Origin of the sequence: Dapis purpurea BLCC-M126 (genome assembly GCF_050015975.1) — a bacterium.
Classification (GTDB): domain Bacteria; phylum Cyanobacteriota; class Cyanobacteriia; order Cyanobacteriales; family Microcoleaceae; genus Trichodesmium.
Map to the genome: position 1 here is coordinate 1 of NZ_JBNHER010000060.1, position 15,872 is coordinate 15,872.

14 protein-coding genes are annotated in these 15,872 nt (G+C 36.3%); 11 read left to right on the plus strand and 3 right to left on the minus strand.

Features of this window, described 5'->3' with window-relative positions:
• Nucleotides 1–685 precede the first annotated feature (685 nt).
• The 8 genes from ACP6PL_RS05680 (at nt 686) to ACP6PL_RS05715 (ending at nt 9,253) form a co-directional block, all read left to right on the plus strand.
• The gene (locus ACP6PL_RS05680) at nt 686–1,465 is read left to right on the plus strand and encodes a photosystem II electron transport protein, Sll1252 family (protein ID WP_426543437.1); all 780 of its coding nucleotides are present in this window, start codon (nt 686–688) and stop codon (nt 1,463–1,465) included.
• Nucleotides 1,466–2,062: 597 nt separating this feature from the next.
• Nucleotides 2,063–3,388: a hypothetical protein gene (locus tag ACP6PL_RS05685; RefSeq protein ID WP_426543439.1), complete on the plus strand. Its 1,326-nt coding sequence runs from the start codon at nt 2,063–2,065 to the stop codon at nt 3,386–3,388.
• 254 nt (nt 3,389–3,642) lie between these two features.
• Nucleotides 3,643–3,855 (plus strand): DUF433 domain-containing protein, encoded by a 213-nt coding sequence (locus ACP6PL_RS05690; protein ID WP_426543441.1) that lies wholly within the window; start codon nt 3,643–3,645, stop codon nt 3,853–3,855.
• 44 nt (nt 3,856–3,899) lie between these two features.
• Entirely contained in the window at nt 3,900–5,246 is a 1,347-nt protein-coding gene (locus ACP6PL_RS05695) for a GUN4 domain-containing protein (protein WP_426543443.1), read from the plus strand.
• Between the two features lie 127 nt (nt 5,247–5,373).
• Nucleotides 5,374–5,571 carry a DNA-binding protein gene (locus ACP6PL_RS05700; RefSeq protein ID WP_426543445.1) on the plus strand — a complete coding sequence of 66 codons (198 nt, stop codon included), beginning with the start codon at nt 5,374–5,376 and terminating at the stop codon, nt 5,569–5,571.
• Nucleotides 5,572–5,697: 126 nt separating this feature from the next.
• Nucleotides 5,698–5,901, plus strand: coding sequence for a type II toxin-antitoxin system death-on-curing family toxin (locus ACP6PL_RS05705; protein WP_426543447.1), 204 nt, complete (start codon nt 5,698–5,700; stop codon nt 5,899–5,901).
• Between the two features lie 9 nt (nt 5,902–5,910).
• Nucleotides 5,911–6,069: a hypothetical protein gene (locus tag ACP6PL_RS05710; protein WP_426543449.1), complete on the plus strand. Its 159-nt coding sequence runs from the start codon at nt 5,911–5,913 to the stop codon at nt 6,067–6,069.
• A gap of 733 nt (nt 6,070–6,802) precedes the next feature.
• On the plus strand, nt 6,803–9,253 hold the full coding sequence (locus tag ACP6PL_RS05715) for a VIT domain-containing protein (protein ID WP_426543450.1): 2,451 nt from the start codon (nt 6,803–6,805) through the stop codon (nt 9,251–9,253).
• 233 nt (nt 9,254–9,486) lie between these two features.
• On the opposite strand, the gene ACP6PL_RS05720 is transcribed toward ACP6PL_RS05715, so the two are convergent.
• Nucleotides 9,487–10,164, minus strand: coding sequence for a class I SAM-dependent methyltransferase (locus ACP6PL_RS05720; RefSeq protein ID WP_426543452.1), 678 nt, complete (start codon nt 10,162–10,164; stop codon nt 9,487–9,489).
• 498 nt (nt 10,165–10,662) lie between these two features.
• Between ACP6PL_RS05720 and ACP6PL_RS05725 the strand changes: the two genes are divergently transcribed.
• From ACP6PL_RS05725 to bchB, 3 genes are all read left to right on the plus strand, one after another.
• Entirely contained in the window at nt 10,663–10,875 is a 213-nt protein-coding gene (locus tag ACP6PL_RS05725; RefSeq protein ID WP_426543454.1) for a hypothetical protein, read from the plus strand.
• Between the two features lie 845 nt (nt 10,876–11,720).
• Nucleotides 11,721–12,017 carry a hypothetical protein gene (locus ACP6PL_RS05730; RefSeq protein WP_426543456.1) on the plus strand — a complete coding sequence of 99 codons (297 nt, stop codon included), beginning with the start codon at nt 11,721–11,723 and terminating at the stop codon, nt 12,015–12,017.
• Nucleotides 12,018–12,367: 350 nt separating this feature from the next.
• Nucleotides 12,368–13,894, plus strand: a complete 1,527-nt coding sequence (gene bchB / locus ACP6PL_RS05735) for a ferredoxin:protochlorophyllide reductase (ATP-dependent) subunit B (RefSeq protein ID WP_426543458.1) — start codon at nt 12,368–12,370, stop codon at nt 13,892–13,894.
• A 1,070-nt stretch (nt 13,895–14,964) separates the two neighbouring features.
• Here the strand turns inward: bchB and nifT are convergent.
• Together nifT and ACP6PL_RS05745 are read right to left on the minus strand one after the other, a co-directional pair.
• Nucleotides 14,965–15,165 (minus strand): putative nitrogen fixation protein NifT, encoded by a 201-nt coding sequence (gene nifT / locus ACP6PL_RS05740; protein WP_293097735.1) that lies wholly within the window; start codon nt 15,163–15,165, stop codon nt 14,965–14,967.
• Nucleotides 15,165–15,434, minus strand: a complete 270-nt coding sequence (locus tag ACP6PL_RS05745; RefSeq protein ID WP_426543461.1) for a nitrogen fixation protein NifZ — start codon at nt 15,432–15,434, stop codon at nt 15,165–15,167. Before ACP6PL_RS05745 ends, nifT begins: the two co-directional genes overlap by 1 nt.
• Between the last annotated feature and the right edge of the window lie 438 nt (nt 15,435–15,872).

Sequence of the window (15,872 nt, forward strand, 5' to 3'; positions counted from 1 at the left end):
CTCCCCTTTTAAGGGGAAAAAAAGTGCTAGGATATTTCCTTATCTTCAATTCCCGAACGGTTTTAACCAGAGGTAATTATCAATTATCCATTATCAATTATCAATTAATGAAAAACACTCTCTCAGGAGGATATTTTAGAGACAGTTATACATAACAGCAGATTCAATCTAAATGATTTATAATAGTGGTGGGCTAAACTAAAAATGTACAGCTAATTTTTAGAGAATATTAAACTGGGAATTAATCAAAAAAGTTGAGATAAATATCATCTTTCAAACATGACTTGTACTTAGTTAAAGTCTGATAAAACTAATACCACTTTTAAAAAAGAATGCTACAAAAAAGTACCTCTTGTCGGATATGCTGAAGAATAGCTGCTCCAATATATTTTAGATGGCTATATCTATCATTTCCCCCTTTTTTTTCAATATTTACTCCTTCTCTCCAAGATAACTCAAGCTTTCTTCCTTTTCACCTGGGGACGTTGTATGCAACGTCTCTACCTTATGTGACAAACATTTATCACGCTTGTTATAAGATAGCAAAAAAATATTTAGATAATTGATCAGACAGGGTAAAACTTTGAATTAACAAAAAAGAGGCTGAGAAAAATATTATCTTTCCACCTGATTTTTAATTTATTTCTTCTGCCATTTTACCTCTTCCTTCTTACTTATAAAAAATATGTTACCAAAAGAAGAACTACTTAAAGGAATCGAAAATCGGGAAACAATTACCCGAATAATAGACTTAGCTGAACAAGCTATTAAAACTTGGGAAATTACTCAGAGTGATTTTTTATCACCGCCGGAAATATTTGAGTCAGAAAGAATTTTTCAGAAGTTAACTGAAGTAGAAATAGTTTCATGGGGTGGGTATCCTCAAGCTGAACGCAAAAGATTAGCGATCGCTCGTTCAGAATTACCTATCGATCCTTCGAGTGTGGAATTAAAAGCTATTAATATTGAGGGAAATTTTTTGTTTGATACTGCTACTCACCGAGACTTTCTTGGTTCAATGTTAGGTACTGGAATTGTCAGAGAAAAAACAGGGGATATTATTGTTTTGGGAGAACGAGGTGCCCAGGCAATTGTTGTTCCTGAACTGGTGGAATATTTAATAATGAATCTCCAACAAGTTCGGTCTGTTCCTGTTAAAGTTAAACCTCTAGAATTTAGTGAATTAAGAATAAGAGAACCGAAAAAGAAAGAGTTAACAACTGTGGAAGCTTCAATGAGATTAGATGCTGTTGCTTCGGCAGGTTTTGGAATGTCTCGCAGTAAAATGGTTGACTTAATTGATGGGGGAGATGTAAGGGTTAATTGGAAAGAAATTAGTCAGGCAAGTTATCAAGTTAAGTCTGGAGATTTAATTGCAATTAGAAGTAAAGGGAGGTTAGAAGTAGGGGATGTTGCTATTACGAAAAAAGAACGTTATCGGGTGAATTTGACACGATATGTTTAGATTGGAGAAGGAGTCAGGAGACAGCAGTCAGAAGTCAGAATAGAAGAAGCTAGGAAAACATAAAATATTGCAGATGTAGGGGGTGGGCTCAGTGTTAAATTAATGGGAGTATCATAAAACCAGGTAAACACCCTCCCAGTTGAACCCAACCTTGTATTTAGGGTTCGGGTTTATAAGACTTTATTGTTTTGAAATAAATGCTTTTGGTTTAACCCGCCCCTACTTTATTTAACCACATCTTCATCAAGTATTTCAATTGGAAAATTTAACTTCTGTAGAGTTAAGCTGACTTTATCTATTCGTATTTAATCGATTATTTTTACTCCCATTCCAGATATTCTTTAGGAGTCATTAGTTGACTTTTAGCTTGAGCAACCATTGGATATAGCTCCTATTAAATTAGCTACTGGACTGATGAGTTATCTAAAGATTATAATATAAGTAATACCATTTCCAGTTGATTGAAGAGTTATTGAATTATTTTCGCTCCTAGTATTGCTATAGCTCTATTTTCTTTAGGCTAGAGCAATACTACAAACAGAAACTTTTTTATGACTTAATTATCCGGAAACCTAAGTAAATGTTAGAGGTAAAAATATGTCACGATTATATAATCGAGCCTACAAAATATTAGAGGTAGAAGTTGACAAATGTGCCAAAGAAGATTTGGTTGGGGAAGTGGGAAAAAATATAGTAATGAAAAGATTGGATAAGTTAACTTTCCAATCAGGAGAACCCCTAAAAGAAGAAGAGTTAAGTTATTTAGTAAAAGACCAATTTCCCAATTTTAGCGAGACAGTTATTCAGAAAGCAGCTAAAGCAAATAAACCACCAGGAATTTTGAGTAAAATTGCTTGGATACCTGCTGCATTAGTGGGAATGGCAGGAATAGTTTGGGTGGCAAATTTACCCTATCCAATGATTCGTAAACCTGTGTCTAGAGTAGTACCAATAATTTTGATTCCTAGTTATATAAATATGGATTATAACTATCGGGAGGCGATCGCTAATGTTGAACAAGCGGATCAATTAATTAATAAAGCAACTTCTAGTGCAGATATTAATTTTGGTGCTGAGAAAGTTGTTTTAGCACAAAAACATCTTGATGAATTGCCTGTTTGGTTTTTAGGTTATTATCCTCAAAGATACTGTACTTTTTTCAGTTGTTCTTGGAAATTTACACTGGATGAATTTGAAACAGCGAGAAAACAGGTAGGGCGAATGGAGGCGAAGGTATTTCAAGAAAAAAATGCTCAAACATTATTAACGGAGGCGGAACAAAAAATTGCCACAGCTAAACAACAATATCTGGAAGCTGAAACCTCAACAGAAAAAAATGAGGCGATCGCTAACTGGCAAATGGGAATAGATAAGTTAGCACAAATTCCACCTACTACTGTTGCTGCAAAAATGGCAAAACCACAATTAGCAGCAACTAAGCGAGATTTTCAAGCAGAGGTGGGTTTAGCTAATGGTAGTAAACGTAGTGATGTGATAATTGAAGCAGCTAGACAATTTGTTTTGCAAGCAGGCAAAATTTCTGAAGATGAACCTTATCCAGAACAGAAATTGCAACTAGCGGTGAGTTTATGGGAAAAAGCAATTAGTCAATTACAGAAAATTTCTGTAGATAACCCAAGTTATGTGGCAGCACAAACTAAATTGGCAGAATATCAAGTAAAACTGAGTGAAGCTAAAATGCGTTTACAAGCAGAAAGGGAGTCAGGAAATGCTTTTAAGCGGGGTAAAGATTTAATTGCAGATTGGCAAAAATATGCTGTTGATAATTCTAATCAAGGTTTACTTGCTAGTAAGTTACAGCAAATTATTAATCAGTTAGAGAATGTTCAACCAGGAACAACTTATTATGAAGAAGCTCAAGAATTATTGAAATTTGCTAAGAATAAACAGAAAAGTTTGTAAGTTGGAATTAGGGGTGCAAGACAGGGATTTTGCTACAGATGCAGGGATAAACTTTTTATGAGGTAGGGGATATTTGGAAATCGTCTACCTATTTTTTTCATACATAGTTTTTCTGTTGATAAATTGAGAAAGAATTAAAAGTTACTGGTAAAATAAGTTCCTTTTTTGTGTTATATTATTATGTAATGCTCAAATATAACCATTCCTAGTAAGGAGCTTTTAGTTTAAGTTTCAATTAACTAACAATAGAATAAATGAGTAACAAAAAACTCCTAGAAAGAATCACTATCAACCCGAACATCTGTCACGGAAAACCCTGCCTCCGGGGATTGCGTTATCCCGTAGAATTTATACTAGAATTGCTTAGTAGTGGCATGACTATTGAGGAAATTCTTGAAGACTATGATGATTTAGAAAGAGACGATATCCTTGCTGCTTTACAGTTTGCTACTATTGTACATCAATAATTTATAATATTCAGTATTTCCTTAAATATACCTATTAAAGTTAAATGAGTTCATCCCTAGAAGAATCTATTGTTTTAATTAGTAGTAGTAAAAAAGCAAATGTTATTGGAACTGGATTTGCTTTTTATAAGGTAGATAATTATACTTATTTACTGACCTGCGCCCATGTTGTTGAGGGTGTGGGTGGTGAGGAAAATTTATTGGTTAATAATATTCCCGCAAAAGTTGTTGCCACAGGAGATGTTAATGGTTTTGATTTAGCAGTTTTAGGAGTTGAAAAGCTGAGTATCCCACTTTTCCAGCTAATAAGTTTATCCGAAGCAGAAAATCAAAAGTTTCGGATAGCAGGTCATTATCTCTATGGTGAAAATAAAAATATCATGCTGGAAACTGTTAATGGAAGTTTAGGGAAAAAGCGTTTTGCTCGTCAAAATAATGAAACGGTGACAGCTTGGAATTTGTTAATTAATGAAGGCGATCGTCTTCGTCAAGGTTATAGTGGGGCACCTGTAGTTGACATGAGCGATCGTGTTTTGGGTGTAGCTACCAATATGGAGAAAGATGGAGCGGAAGGGTTAGCTATTTCCGTAGAAGCTTTAAATAAAATTTGGCCTGAAATGCCTCTTGCTATTTCTCAACAGCTTAAACTTAAAATAGATAAAGTCAACGAAGACATAACAGATGATATAGGCACAGACACAACAGATGATATAGGTACAGACACAATAGATGATATAGGCACAGATTCTCTGCCTGTACTTGTTGGTGACTATACTAAATTAGAGATATTGCTTCGTCAGCAAGAGTGGAAAAAAGCGAATGAAGAAACTGATTTTTGGATGTTGATAGTTGCAGGGCGAGAGAATGCAGGTTGGCTTAGAATAAAAGATATAGCAAATTTTCCTTGTACAGACCTCCATGCAATTAACCAATTGTGGGTAAAATATAGCGGTGCTAAGTTTGGATTTTCTGTACAAAAGAAAATTTATCAGGATTTGGGTGGAAAAAGAACATACAATAAAGAGACATGGGAAAAGTTTGCAGAAAAAGTGGGATGGCGTCAAAGGAGGGCTATTGTTTGGAATAAATGGATGAGTTACTCAGAACTAACGTTCAACAAAAGTACGCCTTACATGGGACATCTTCCTACGATACCTGGCCTGACAAATGGTAAGTCACCTTGGGAGGTGATCAAGGAAGTTACGACCAAGGAGATACCTGGCGGGGAGGTATTGGTTTACAAAGGAGGTGTAAAGTTTGATGCCCCAACATGGAAGACAATACCACCAAGGACAGAAACAAAAACGGAGACGAGAATAGTACCGTATGGAAAAGCAGCTGGTGTAGCTGCCATAGCACTGTTCTCACGAGCAGAGACTTGTAGACTATAACATATAGGTGTTTAAGCTACTTTTTATTGGCGATCGCTCAGATACCACTGATCAGCATAACAGCAGCCTTCAGATCAATAATTAGCCATAATCAATCAGCTATCTTTAGTATTTATAACATAGTGCCATGAACCAAATCACTATACAATTATCAACAGAACAATACCAATATATTCAAAAAATTGCCAACCAGCAGAAAACCTCACCAGAGAAAATTCTAGAATCAAAAATTACCCAATGGTTAGAAGAATCTCAAACTGACTTTAATCAAGCAGCTAATTATGTATTAACAAAAAACTCTGAACTCTATAAGCGCTTAGTATGATATAAAATCCGGTTGAATAGTTGTCATTGCGACGATAGGAAGCAATCTCGGCGCACCTATGAGATTGCTTCCTTCCACTCCGTTCCAGTCGCAATGACTTGGGTATAGTAATTATCCGGATTTTATATGACTCGCTATCAGCAAATCATTACCCAGACAGGAGGAGCTAATAGTATAAGCAATATTTCCGCTTTAGAGTCAGCAGTAGCACAACCAGAAGCAACATTTGCTGGAGAAGACTTATATCCAACTGTCATTGATAAAGCTGCTGCTCTCGGTTTTTTAATTATTATGAACCATCCTTTTATTGATGGTAATAAACGAACATGACACGCAGCAATGGAAGTTTTTTTAATCCTGAATGGACTAGAAATAAATGCTTCTGTGGATGAACAAGAACAAGTGATTTTAGCAGTAGCTTCTGGAGAATTGAATCGAGAAGCATTTACCCAATGGCTACAAGTTCATATTCAAACCATCTCTCCAACTGAACTGTAATATCATGTTCGGTTAAATAGTTTTTATAGTTAAAGCTCGTAGTAGGGCTTCAGCCCGAACTGTAGATAGGGCTGAAGCCCTACTACAAACAAAAACTTTATTATAAGTGATTATCCGAACATAATATAACTGAACAAAACTAGGGACGCTACATCCAACGTTCCTAATTTGTTATCTGCTAATCATAAACTTTCCTCTTCATCAATCTAAATTACGATATCTACTAAGAACTCTCACAATTTCTATTTCCATCTGAGCTACTTGATATAAAATAATTAACCATCTAAGAATCTGTTTGAGAAGTATTGCATAGAACCGATGAATCCTAAAAACCTAACCCCCCCTGCCCCCCTTCCCTACAAGGGAATGGGGGTTTCAAAGCCTCTCTCCTCGCAGGAGAAAGGTTTGGAGAGAGGTTTTTATGAGTTTACAAACAGCTTCTAAAGGAACACCTCTTAAATTATATAGAATCCGGTTGAAAAGTCGTGATTGCGACGATAGGAAGCAATCTCCTAAACTTCTGAGATTGCTTCCTTCCACTCCGTTCCAGTCGCAATGACTTGGATATATTAATTATCCGGATTCTATATTAGGCATAATTTCAGCATAACTTCGTCCCATCTGCTGACTATAATCATACACAATTCTTAACAGACAATTCTGAATTTATTATGCTACAAGAGAAATTAATGTATTACAAAACCAATTAATTTCTTTAGGAGCATACACACTTATGTCTACAAATACACCAACTCTTGCAGGATTATACGTTTTATCCTCAGAGGAGAAACTGACTTTTCCTCTGAAACACACGGAAGTTAAAGCCAAAATAGCGGGCAACCTATCCCGCGTCGAAGTCACTCAAAAATTTGAGAACCCATTCACCGAAGCCCTAGAAGCAACTTATGTCTTCCCACTGCCAGACGAAGCTGCTGTCGATGAAATGGAAATAAAAATAGGCGATCGCCTGATTAAAGGCAATATCAAAAAACGGGAAGAAGCAAAACAAATTTACCAAAAAGCTAAACAAGAGGGACGTACTGCTGGACTACTAGAACAACAGCGCGACAATATTTTCACTCAATCTCTTGCCAATATTAAACCAGGGGAACAAATAGATGTGATTATTCGCTATACAGACTCCCTTAAGTTTGAAGGTGGCGACTATGAATTTGTGTTTCCGATGGTAGTTGGGCCTCGTTATATTCCTGGAACGCCTATAGATGGAAGTGGCGATACAGACGAAGTTCCTGATGCTAGTAAAATTACCCCACCAATAGTTCCTCCGGCGACTCGTTCGGGACATGATATTGGTGTCACAGTAGAAATAGATGGCGGGATGCCAATTTTTCAGGTTCATTCCATATCTCACCAAATTCAAAAATCTGAGCGGGGAGAAATTGTCACAGTCAAATTAGGGAACGAAGATACTATCCCAAATAAAGACCTCATCCTGCGCTATCAAGTTGCCAGTAATAATACCAAAGCAACAGTATTAACTCAAGCAGACGAACGTGGCGGACATTTTGCTCTTTATCTAATTCCAGCTTTACGGTATCGCAGCGATGAAATTGTACCCAAAGATGTTGTTTTTCTGATGGATACTTCAGGTTCGCAAATGGGAGATCCCCTGCTCAAATGTCAAGAATTAATGCGCCATTTTGTTCGCGGACTTAACCCCAACGATACTTTCACAATTATCGACTTTGCCAATACAGCCAAAAAATTATCCGAAACACCTTTATCGAATACACCTAAAAATATTGCTACTGCGATTAACTATATCAATAGATTAAATGCTAGGGGTGGCACTGAAATGCTCAATGGTATCCGCGAAGTTTTGAATTTTCCATCCCCATCTGCGGGAAGACTGCGGAGTATTGTCATGTTGACGGATGGTTATATTGGCAATGAAAAAGCAGTATTGGCAGAAGTGCAAGACAAACTTCAACCAGGCAACCGACTTTATAGTTTTGGCGTTGGTAGTTCGGTGAATCGATATTTGATTAACCGTTTAGCAGAAATTGGGCGGGGTATTGCGAGAGTGGTGCGACAGGATGAAGCAACTGAGGAAGTAGCAGAGAAATTTTTCCAGCAAATTAATAATCCTGTATTGACTCAAATTGACATTAACTGGAATGGTAAGGGTGAAGCACCAGAAATTTATCCGGTGGCAATTCCAGATTTATTTGCCCAACAACCTTTAGTTTTGTTTGGGCGAAAACAGGATGCTGTACCGGGTGAGTTACAAGTTAATGGTATTGCTGCGGGAGGAGAAATTTATCAGCAGACTTTCCCGATTAATTTTGCTGAGTCTGGTAATGTGGCAGTTGCTCAACTTTGGGGAAGGCAAAAAATTAAACATTTGACGAATCAGATGTTTGATTATGAGAAGAAGTCGATGGTAGATAAAGTGACGGAGACTGCTTTGAGTTATCAATTGTTGTCGGAATATACGGCGTTTGTGGCAGTGAGTGAGGAGGTGCGAGTTGAACCTGGTAGTAAGAGTATTTCGGTGGAAGTTCCTGTGGAAATGCCAGAAGGAGTCAGTTATCAGGGCATTGGTGCAACACCTCCATCACATCCTCAAGTACAAGCTTTTTTGGCAGCTCCTGGAATGGCAAGGAATTACAAGAAGATGGCTCGAAGAAGCAGTCCGCGTTATGGAAATGCAAAGATGAGTATGGCTAAATTTGAAACTTCAGATTTAGACACAACAGATTTTATGAGTCAGGAAAGGGAAAGAGGGATTACAATTCCTGAATCTGTCGAAGCAACAGCACCTCAAACAACTGATTGGATGAAGAAAGAAAAGAAAAGAGCAGTTTCCATCGATCCAGAGTCTTTAGGAAGAAGCAGAAGAGTAAACATCAAAAAGAAAGATTCTGCCAAACTCACTGATAATACTTTGCAAATTATTCAGGTAAAGGGATTGGATGCAGCAGCACAAGAAAATTTGCAACAGCATCTACAAAATGTGAATATACCACCAAATATTAATGGTGAAATATTTTTGGAGTTGCAGGTGAAAGGTAAGCGCCTACTTCGAGTCATTTTAGATGATGAAACTTCTACATTGAAGGATAAAAAAGTAGTAGAAGAAATTAAGCGATCGCTACTAAAATGGCTGGTTCCATCTGGTGCAGCAGAGAGGATTGCAATTACAATCAAAGTTAGTTCCTAAGAGTCAGGGATTTATAGTTTTGTAGAATAGGCATCTTGTCTGTTAGTTGTAGGGACGTTCTATCGAAAATCCCTACTCCTTTGCCCGATCTCCTAATATCATGTCCGGTTGAATAGTTATAATTAAAGTTCGTAGTAGGGCTTGAGCCCTAAGTTCTAGATAGGGCTCAAGCCCTACTACAAACAAAAACTGATTATCTGGACATCATATAACTACTCCCTACTCCCTACTCCCTAAAATAAACAATATTCAATCCAAACTTGTTTAATTGTCTTTTCTCCCGCTTCAGATAAGAATAAATTGCGCCGAACTTCTTGCAATCCTAACTCTATAAATTCAGCAAGTTCTTTCTCTGATAAAGGCCAAGGAGGGCCATCAGGTACAGAATCATTGTCCCGTATGCGAGTAATTACCAAAAGTGTACCTCTATTTGCTACTAAAGGAGCAATACAGTTAATAACTTGCGATCGCATCTCTACTGGCAAAGCTTGAATAGTCCGCGACTCTATTACTAGATCGAATTTACGATGCCATTCAGAATCTAAGGCCAACAGATCGGCAACCAAATAGTTTACTGAAGAATCAGGAAATCTTTCCTGACACCAGGCGATCGCCTTTGTAGAAATATCAAAAGCTGTCACCTGAAAACCCAACTTTGCCAAAGCTTCCGCATCATCACCCAAACCACATCCAATAACTAAAGCAGTACGTCCTTCTCCTTGTGGTTGAGAAATATCTAACCACTCTTGTAGATAGGGATGTGTCGTTAAACGTGCCCAAGGTATTTGTCCTGCATCACCCTCAGCTTCAGAATATAAAATATCAAACCATGCAGTAGGATTTGCTTTTTGTGATTCAGTTGCCAACTTCTTTACTTTTTGTTGAATAGCTTCTGGTTGTTGTTCAAACATTATGTTTAATGTCCTAATTGTTCAGCTTTAATTTTATCCCAGTGAGGCAAAAAACATAGCTTCCTTCTGGTAATGACGTGATACAGCTAAAATACTTGATTAGTCTAGGGTTAGAGAACTCACATCACTCCTTCCTTGTGAAATGTATTACAGCATTTTTCAGATACATGAACTATGTCGTCACAACCAAAAACCTTATAGGGAGGTTCTATAGGACGTCTCTACTTTGATCTACCCAAATTAAAAGTGCTGTAAACAATCTCTCGTAACTCGCAACCCACCATTTCAGGTGTGATAGTCACAGCAACAATTTAACTTTTGACTTTTAACTTTTAACTTCTGGCTTCAACTATATCTAGAGTGACTGATATCACAAAGATTCAGCTATTCACTTCACTATACTTTAGTCATCATTCTCACCTCAGCAAGACTTTATGAGTCACTCCCATAACTCTGAACAAAAGAGAAAATAAAAATATAGAGTTCAAGGTTTTTCTTATGCTTCAAGTTAACTTACTCCCTGGCGCTATCAACGAAATAATGGTTTCTGTAGCTGATAGTTCTTATCTTACCCAATCAGATTGTTATGGCCTCATGGCCGCTATATTAGATGAATCAATCACAGAAGAAGAACGTCGTTCTGTGGACAGGTTGTTACGTTTTGTAGTTCGAGGAAAGGTGCAAATGGCATCTCAAAAGTCAAAATATTAACCTCATTGTAGATAAAGATTCCATCTTAAATATTGCAATAGAAAAAAGCGACTATAGTTACAAGTAAAGATAGAATAACCTAAAATATAATAATTTCTTAGTGTATAAGAATTAAATAATTATTTGTGGATATAAAATAAGTAAATCAGGTGCATTCTTCACAAGGCGAGCGTGGAAAAGGTTGAAAATAATTCCACCAATAAAATTAGAGTAGTTACGATTTAAATAATTTCTGACAACTAAGTAGAATACGCTAAAAAAAGAAGTTGCATATTTAGCTATAAAACGCCTTAAGTTACTGAGTATAACTGACTTTTGAGCTAATTTAAAGTTTGATAATACATAAGGGAAAAATTTACCAGTCTCTACTTATAAATATTTCGACAAATAAAACTTCTGAAATATTTAATTAGTTATTTATAGGTCAAGAACTTTTCCAATTAATACAACTAACAATAACACTGCATTACTAATTTTAATCATTGCTATATAATTTTCCTTAATTTTATTATAATCATTTAATTACAGCACTTTTTAGGATAGTGAGGTACACTTGAAGATTAATATTATGTGCCCCCTTCGGGGGAGCTACGAATTGCGGTTAAATAGTTATTATAATTAAAGTTCGTAGTAGGGCTTCAGCCCGAACTGTAGATAGGGCTTCAGCCCTACTACAAACCATATACTTTATTATAAGTGATTATACGTTAGCGTAGCTCCCCCGGAGGGGGCACATGATATAATCTCTCTTAATAATTAAGTAAAAAATAATCAATTCTTTTTTTATGGGAAACTTCAGAATGAAACTGTCTGATGGAGGTTATAGAGACATTTCTAAATAAATCTTGTGGATTCAAATAGAAGTTTTACGAAATCAAAAGTTTTACGTCCAGCCATCCCTTGTTATGCCTCATGGAGAGAGACCAGCACTTGGTTTAACGAATCAGCTAGTGGTGCGCTTCCAAAATGCTGTGAGTCGATCTGCAGCAGAGCGTTTAGCAGTGAGTGCTGGATTACGGATTATTCGAGAAGTGCAACACGCTGGAAATGTATTTCTGTTGGCTTATGAGGGAAATCCATTTTCAGCGATCGCTTGTTTCATATATCTAAACCAAACAATTGTCAACCTTTTCTGTCCCTAATTAACACAAATTAACTTAAAACAAATTAACCTAAAAATTAAGAATAATTAACTAAAACAATAATCCTATTACTTTACTGGCAAACTAAATTTCTAGTGTATGGAATAACCTAGTGGCGTGGAACAGCTAAGTGCAAAGCGTGTAGAGTGCATTAGACGGTTGAAATCTGAGCTGCGGGTGACATTTAACAATCTGTGTGGAATAGGCTTCCAGCCTGTCTGCACCATTTGTGTCGGTCCACTAGGCAAATATTGTTCCATAAATCCCATTGAATGAAGAAAGACATCAAAAATCTGAGACAATCAAACTAACAAATCCATAACTGTTAACTATAAAACGGAGAAGATTATATGAAATTAGCCTACTGGATGTATGCAGGTCCCGCTCACATTGGTACATTGCGCGTTGCTAGTTCCTTTAAAAATGTTCATGCTATTATGCACGCTCCCCTTGGTGACGACTATTTCAACGTCATGCGCTCTATGTTAGAAAGAGAACGTAATTATACGCCCGTGACTGCTAGTGTGGTTGATCGTAATGTATTGGCGCGTGGTTCCCAAGAAAAAGTAGTAGATAACATCGTCCGCAAAGACAAGGAAGAAACTCCAGATTTAATTGTTCTTACTCCTACCTGCACTTCCAGTATTTTGCAAGAAGACTTGGAGAATTTTGTCGAACGCGCTCAAATAGATGCGAAAGGTGACGTAATGTTGGCAGATGTTAATCATTATCGCGTCAACGAACTACAAGCAGCAGATCGTACTTTGGAACAAATTGTTAAATATTATATTGAGAAGGCGAAAAAGAAAGGGGAACTTCCAGAAGGAAAAACTGAAAAACCTTCTGTTAATATCATTGGTGTTTCTACCTTGGGTTTCCACAACCAACATGACTGTACCGAGTTAAAACGCTTAATGACAGATTTAGGTATTGAAGTTAACGAAGTTATTCCCGAAGGTGCGTCGGTTCACAATTTAAAAAATCTGCCTCGCGCTTGGTTTAACCTCACACCTTATAGAGAACTAGGCGTAATGGCAGCCAAATATTTAGAATCTGAGTTTGGCACGCCTTATATTGACATTACTCCTATGGGTGTGGTGGAAACTGCTCGTTGTATTCGTAAAATTCAGCAGGTGGTTAATGCTCAAGGAGCAAATGTTGACTATGAGGAATATATTGATAATCAAACTTTGCACGTTTCTCAAGCAGCTTGGTTTTCTCGCTCCATTGACTGTCAAAATTTAACAGGGAAAAAAGCGGTAGTGTTTGGCGATAATACCCATGCTGCTGCTCTGACAAAAATTTTGGCGCGGGAGATGGGTATTCATGTAGTTTGGGCGGGTACTTATTGTAAGTATGATGCTGACTGGTTTCGGCAAGAGGTGAGTGAATATTGTGATGAGGTTTTAATTAGTGAGGATAATGGAGAGATTGGAGATGCGATTGCTCGTGTGGAACCTTCGGCAATTTTTGGCACGCAAATGGAGCGTCACGTTGGTAAGCGTTTAGATATTCCTTGTGGTGTTATTGCTGCACCTATTCATATTCAGAATTTCCCTATTGGTTATAAACCGTTTATGGGTTATGAAGGAACTAATCAAATTGCCGATCTGGTTTACAATTCCTTTACTTTGGGAATGGAAGATCATCTGTTAGAAATATTTGGCGGGCACGATACTAAGGAAGTTATTACTAAGGGAATTTCTGCTGATTCTGATTTGAATTGGACGAAGGAAGCAAAGGCAGAATTGAATAAAGTGCCTGGTTTTGTCCGGGGTAAGGTGAAGCGAAATACAGAAAAGTTTGCAAGAGAACGTGGTATTGGGGAGATTTCTTTGGAAGTTATGTATGCTGCAAAAGAAGCGGTTGGTGCTTAGTTGAAGTCAGAAGTCAGAAGTCAGAAGTCAGAAGTTAAATTTTGGCGATGACTAAGTTTGAGAATTTTCTAATAATAATGGCGATTGCTATAATTGTTGTTAATTTTAGGGTGGGTATTCCCCACCTTTTTTTATGGGAATTTTTGATAATGATTTTATATCATGGAATTTGGTTTAACGTAATAGAGTCTGATGGGACGACTGTATATCTATCAACTATCCATTAACTATTTACCGGAAAAAATATATCAAGCTAGAGAAGATTTTTTAAACACAACCGATGCAAGATTCAATTACTTGAGATTTCGGTATTTTGATAGTAGATTTTTTATTTTAGAGAGAAGTATATCTGATAGTTTAATTAATCAGCTAAGATACATAAGAGAAAGGTATCAAAAAATTGCTGAAACCAAAAAAACTAATAACCAAGAACCGATTTATGTATGTAGAATATTGGTTACAGATTATAAAGTTTTTCCAGTATAGATGCTAATTGATGGTGAAAGAAATAATTTTATCACTAATGTTGCTGAAATATTTGAAATTAAAAACAAAGATTTTATATTTTTTGAAAAATCAAATAGAATTTTATCTCTTCGCTTACAACTGATAACTGATAACTGAAATGACCAATTACTAATCAAGAAATTCAAGTTATGGTTATGTATCAACCTATTATCAAGAGTCAAAATTCAAATTTGAATGTTATTATAAACAGGACTTACGCATTAGGAACAATTTTTGGACGTTTGAGATTACTATCCTGACGGACTGCTTCGCAAACGCTGTCGCTCGTAATGACAGAATTACCTTATTTTGCGTAATATCATGTCCGGATAATTAGTGATAAAAAAGTTTTTGTTTGTAGTAGGGCTTTAGCCCGATAAATACCTATCTTAGGGCTAAAGCCCTACTACGAGCTTTAATTATCACTGTTCAACCGGACATGATATAAGTCCTGATAAAAATACTAATTAAACGGACTTGATCTAAGAAAAGAAAACCACCAAACAAGATATAAATCTCATTTAGTGGCTGAACAATAAGGAGTAACTATGGAAAGGAAACCTTTAGTCTAATCTCTTAGCATCTATTGTTATCGGTAACTTTTCTGGTTGGTCTTTAGGAATAGATAATTCCCAACCATTTGTTAAAGTTAAAATCTTATTATCTCCATCAATTTTTTGTGAGACAACTTCTTCTTCTAAGTCTTTTTTAGCAACATAAACTTCTAAGTTTCCTGCTGGATTATTCCGTAACATTACTTTCATTAATAATTTTCCTCCACAATTTCAATTTCATTTTTACGACAACCGATAATCATTCCTTTTTTGATGAAATGCACGGAATAAATATAAAATTTTTGCAAGAAGGTACCGATGCCGCAAATATAACCGACTTCTCCTCCCTCCAAAAGAACATCACCTCGATTTTTTCCAGGAAAAGTACCATCATTACGAATGATTTTACAAACCCTGACTTTTTGTTCGAGTTCAAATGCAGGGGGTCCGTCTAATTCTATAAGTTCATCTACTTTCATTTAGTTGCCTCGCTAATATTCGATAAGTTTAGTATTTTTTCTACAATTAAACTGTGTTTAATTTGGACAGATATAGCTGAAGTCAGAAGTCAGAAGTCAGAAGTTAAAAGTTAAATTCTTGCTGTGACTAAACTTGAGAGGCGCTAGAATGTCTTGACCGCCCTGGCGACTGCTATATTATCTGTAATCACTTGCAAAATAGTCGTGATTTTTTTGACTTCTAAAAGTCATACTTTACTTCTTAATTATTGCATATTTATATTGTTGAAAAAAGTAGCGATTATAGCTGACTCAATAAGTCCAGTTTATTTGTCAATCAATCAAATATTTATGGTTTGTTGATCATAAAACTCGATTTCTGAGGGTTGTTAGAACTACACTTAATCAACAGGATAAATGTCAAAGAAAGAGAAATTATTAATTATTTTAACTATATTT

Excerpts from the sequence above, each read along its gene's own strand:
- ACP6PL_RS05680 (WP_426543437.1), top strand. The coding sequence starts at position 686 with ATGTTACCAAAAGAAGAACTACTTAAAGGAATCGAAAATCGGGAAACA.
- ACP6PL_RS05685 (WP_426543439.1), top strand. The coding sequence starts at position 2,063 with ATGTCACGATTATATAATCGAGCCTACAAAATATTAGAGGTAGAAGTT.
- ACP6PL_RS05690 (WP_426543441.1), top strand. The coding sequence starts at position 3,643 with ATGAGTAACAAAAAACTCCTAGAAAGAATCACTATCAACCCGAACATC.
- ACP6PL_RS05695 (WP_426543443.1), top strand. The coding sequence starts at position 3,900 with ATGAGTTCATCCCTAGAAGAATCTATTGTTTTAATTAGTAGTAGTAAA.
- ACP6PL_RS05700 (WP_426543445.1), top strand. The coding sequence starts at position 5,374 with ATGAACCAAATCACTATACAATTATCAACAGAACAATACCAATATATT.
- ACP6PL_RS05705 (WP_426543447.1), top strand. The coding sequence starts at position 5,698 with ATGACTCGCTATCAGCAAATCATTACCCAGACAGGAGGAGCTAATAGT.
- ACP6PL_RS05710 (WP_426543449.1), top strand. The coding sequence starts at position 5,911 with ATGGAAGTTTTTTTAATCCTGAATGGACTAGAAATAAATGCTTCTGTG.
- ACP6PL_RS05715 (WP_426543450.1), top strand. The coding sequence starts at position 6,803 with ATGTCTACAAATACACCAACTCTTGCAGGATTATACGTTTTATCCTCA.
- ACP6PL_RS05720 (WP_426543452.1), bottom strand. The coding sequence starts at position 10,164 with ATGTTTGAACAACAACCAGAAGCTATTCAACAAAAAGTAAAGAAGTTG.
- ACP6PL_RS05725 (WP_426543454.1), top strand. The coding sequence starts at position 10,663 with ATGCTTCAAGTTAACTTACTCCCTGGCGCTATCAACGAAATAATGGTT.
- bchB (WP_426543458.1), top strand. The coding sequence starts at position 12,368 with ATGAAATTAGCCTACTGGATGTATGCAGGTCCCGCTCACATTGGTACA.
- nifT (WP_293097735.1), bottom strand. The coding sequence starts at position 15,165 with ATGAAAGTAATGTTACGGAATAATCCAGCAGGAAACTTAGAAGTTTAT.
- ACP6PL_RS05745 (WP_426543461.1), bottom strand. The coding sequence starts at position 15,434 with ATGAAAGTAGATGAACTTATAGAATTAGACGGACCCCCTGCATTTGAA.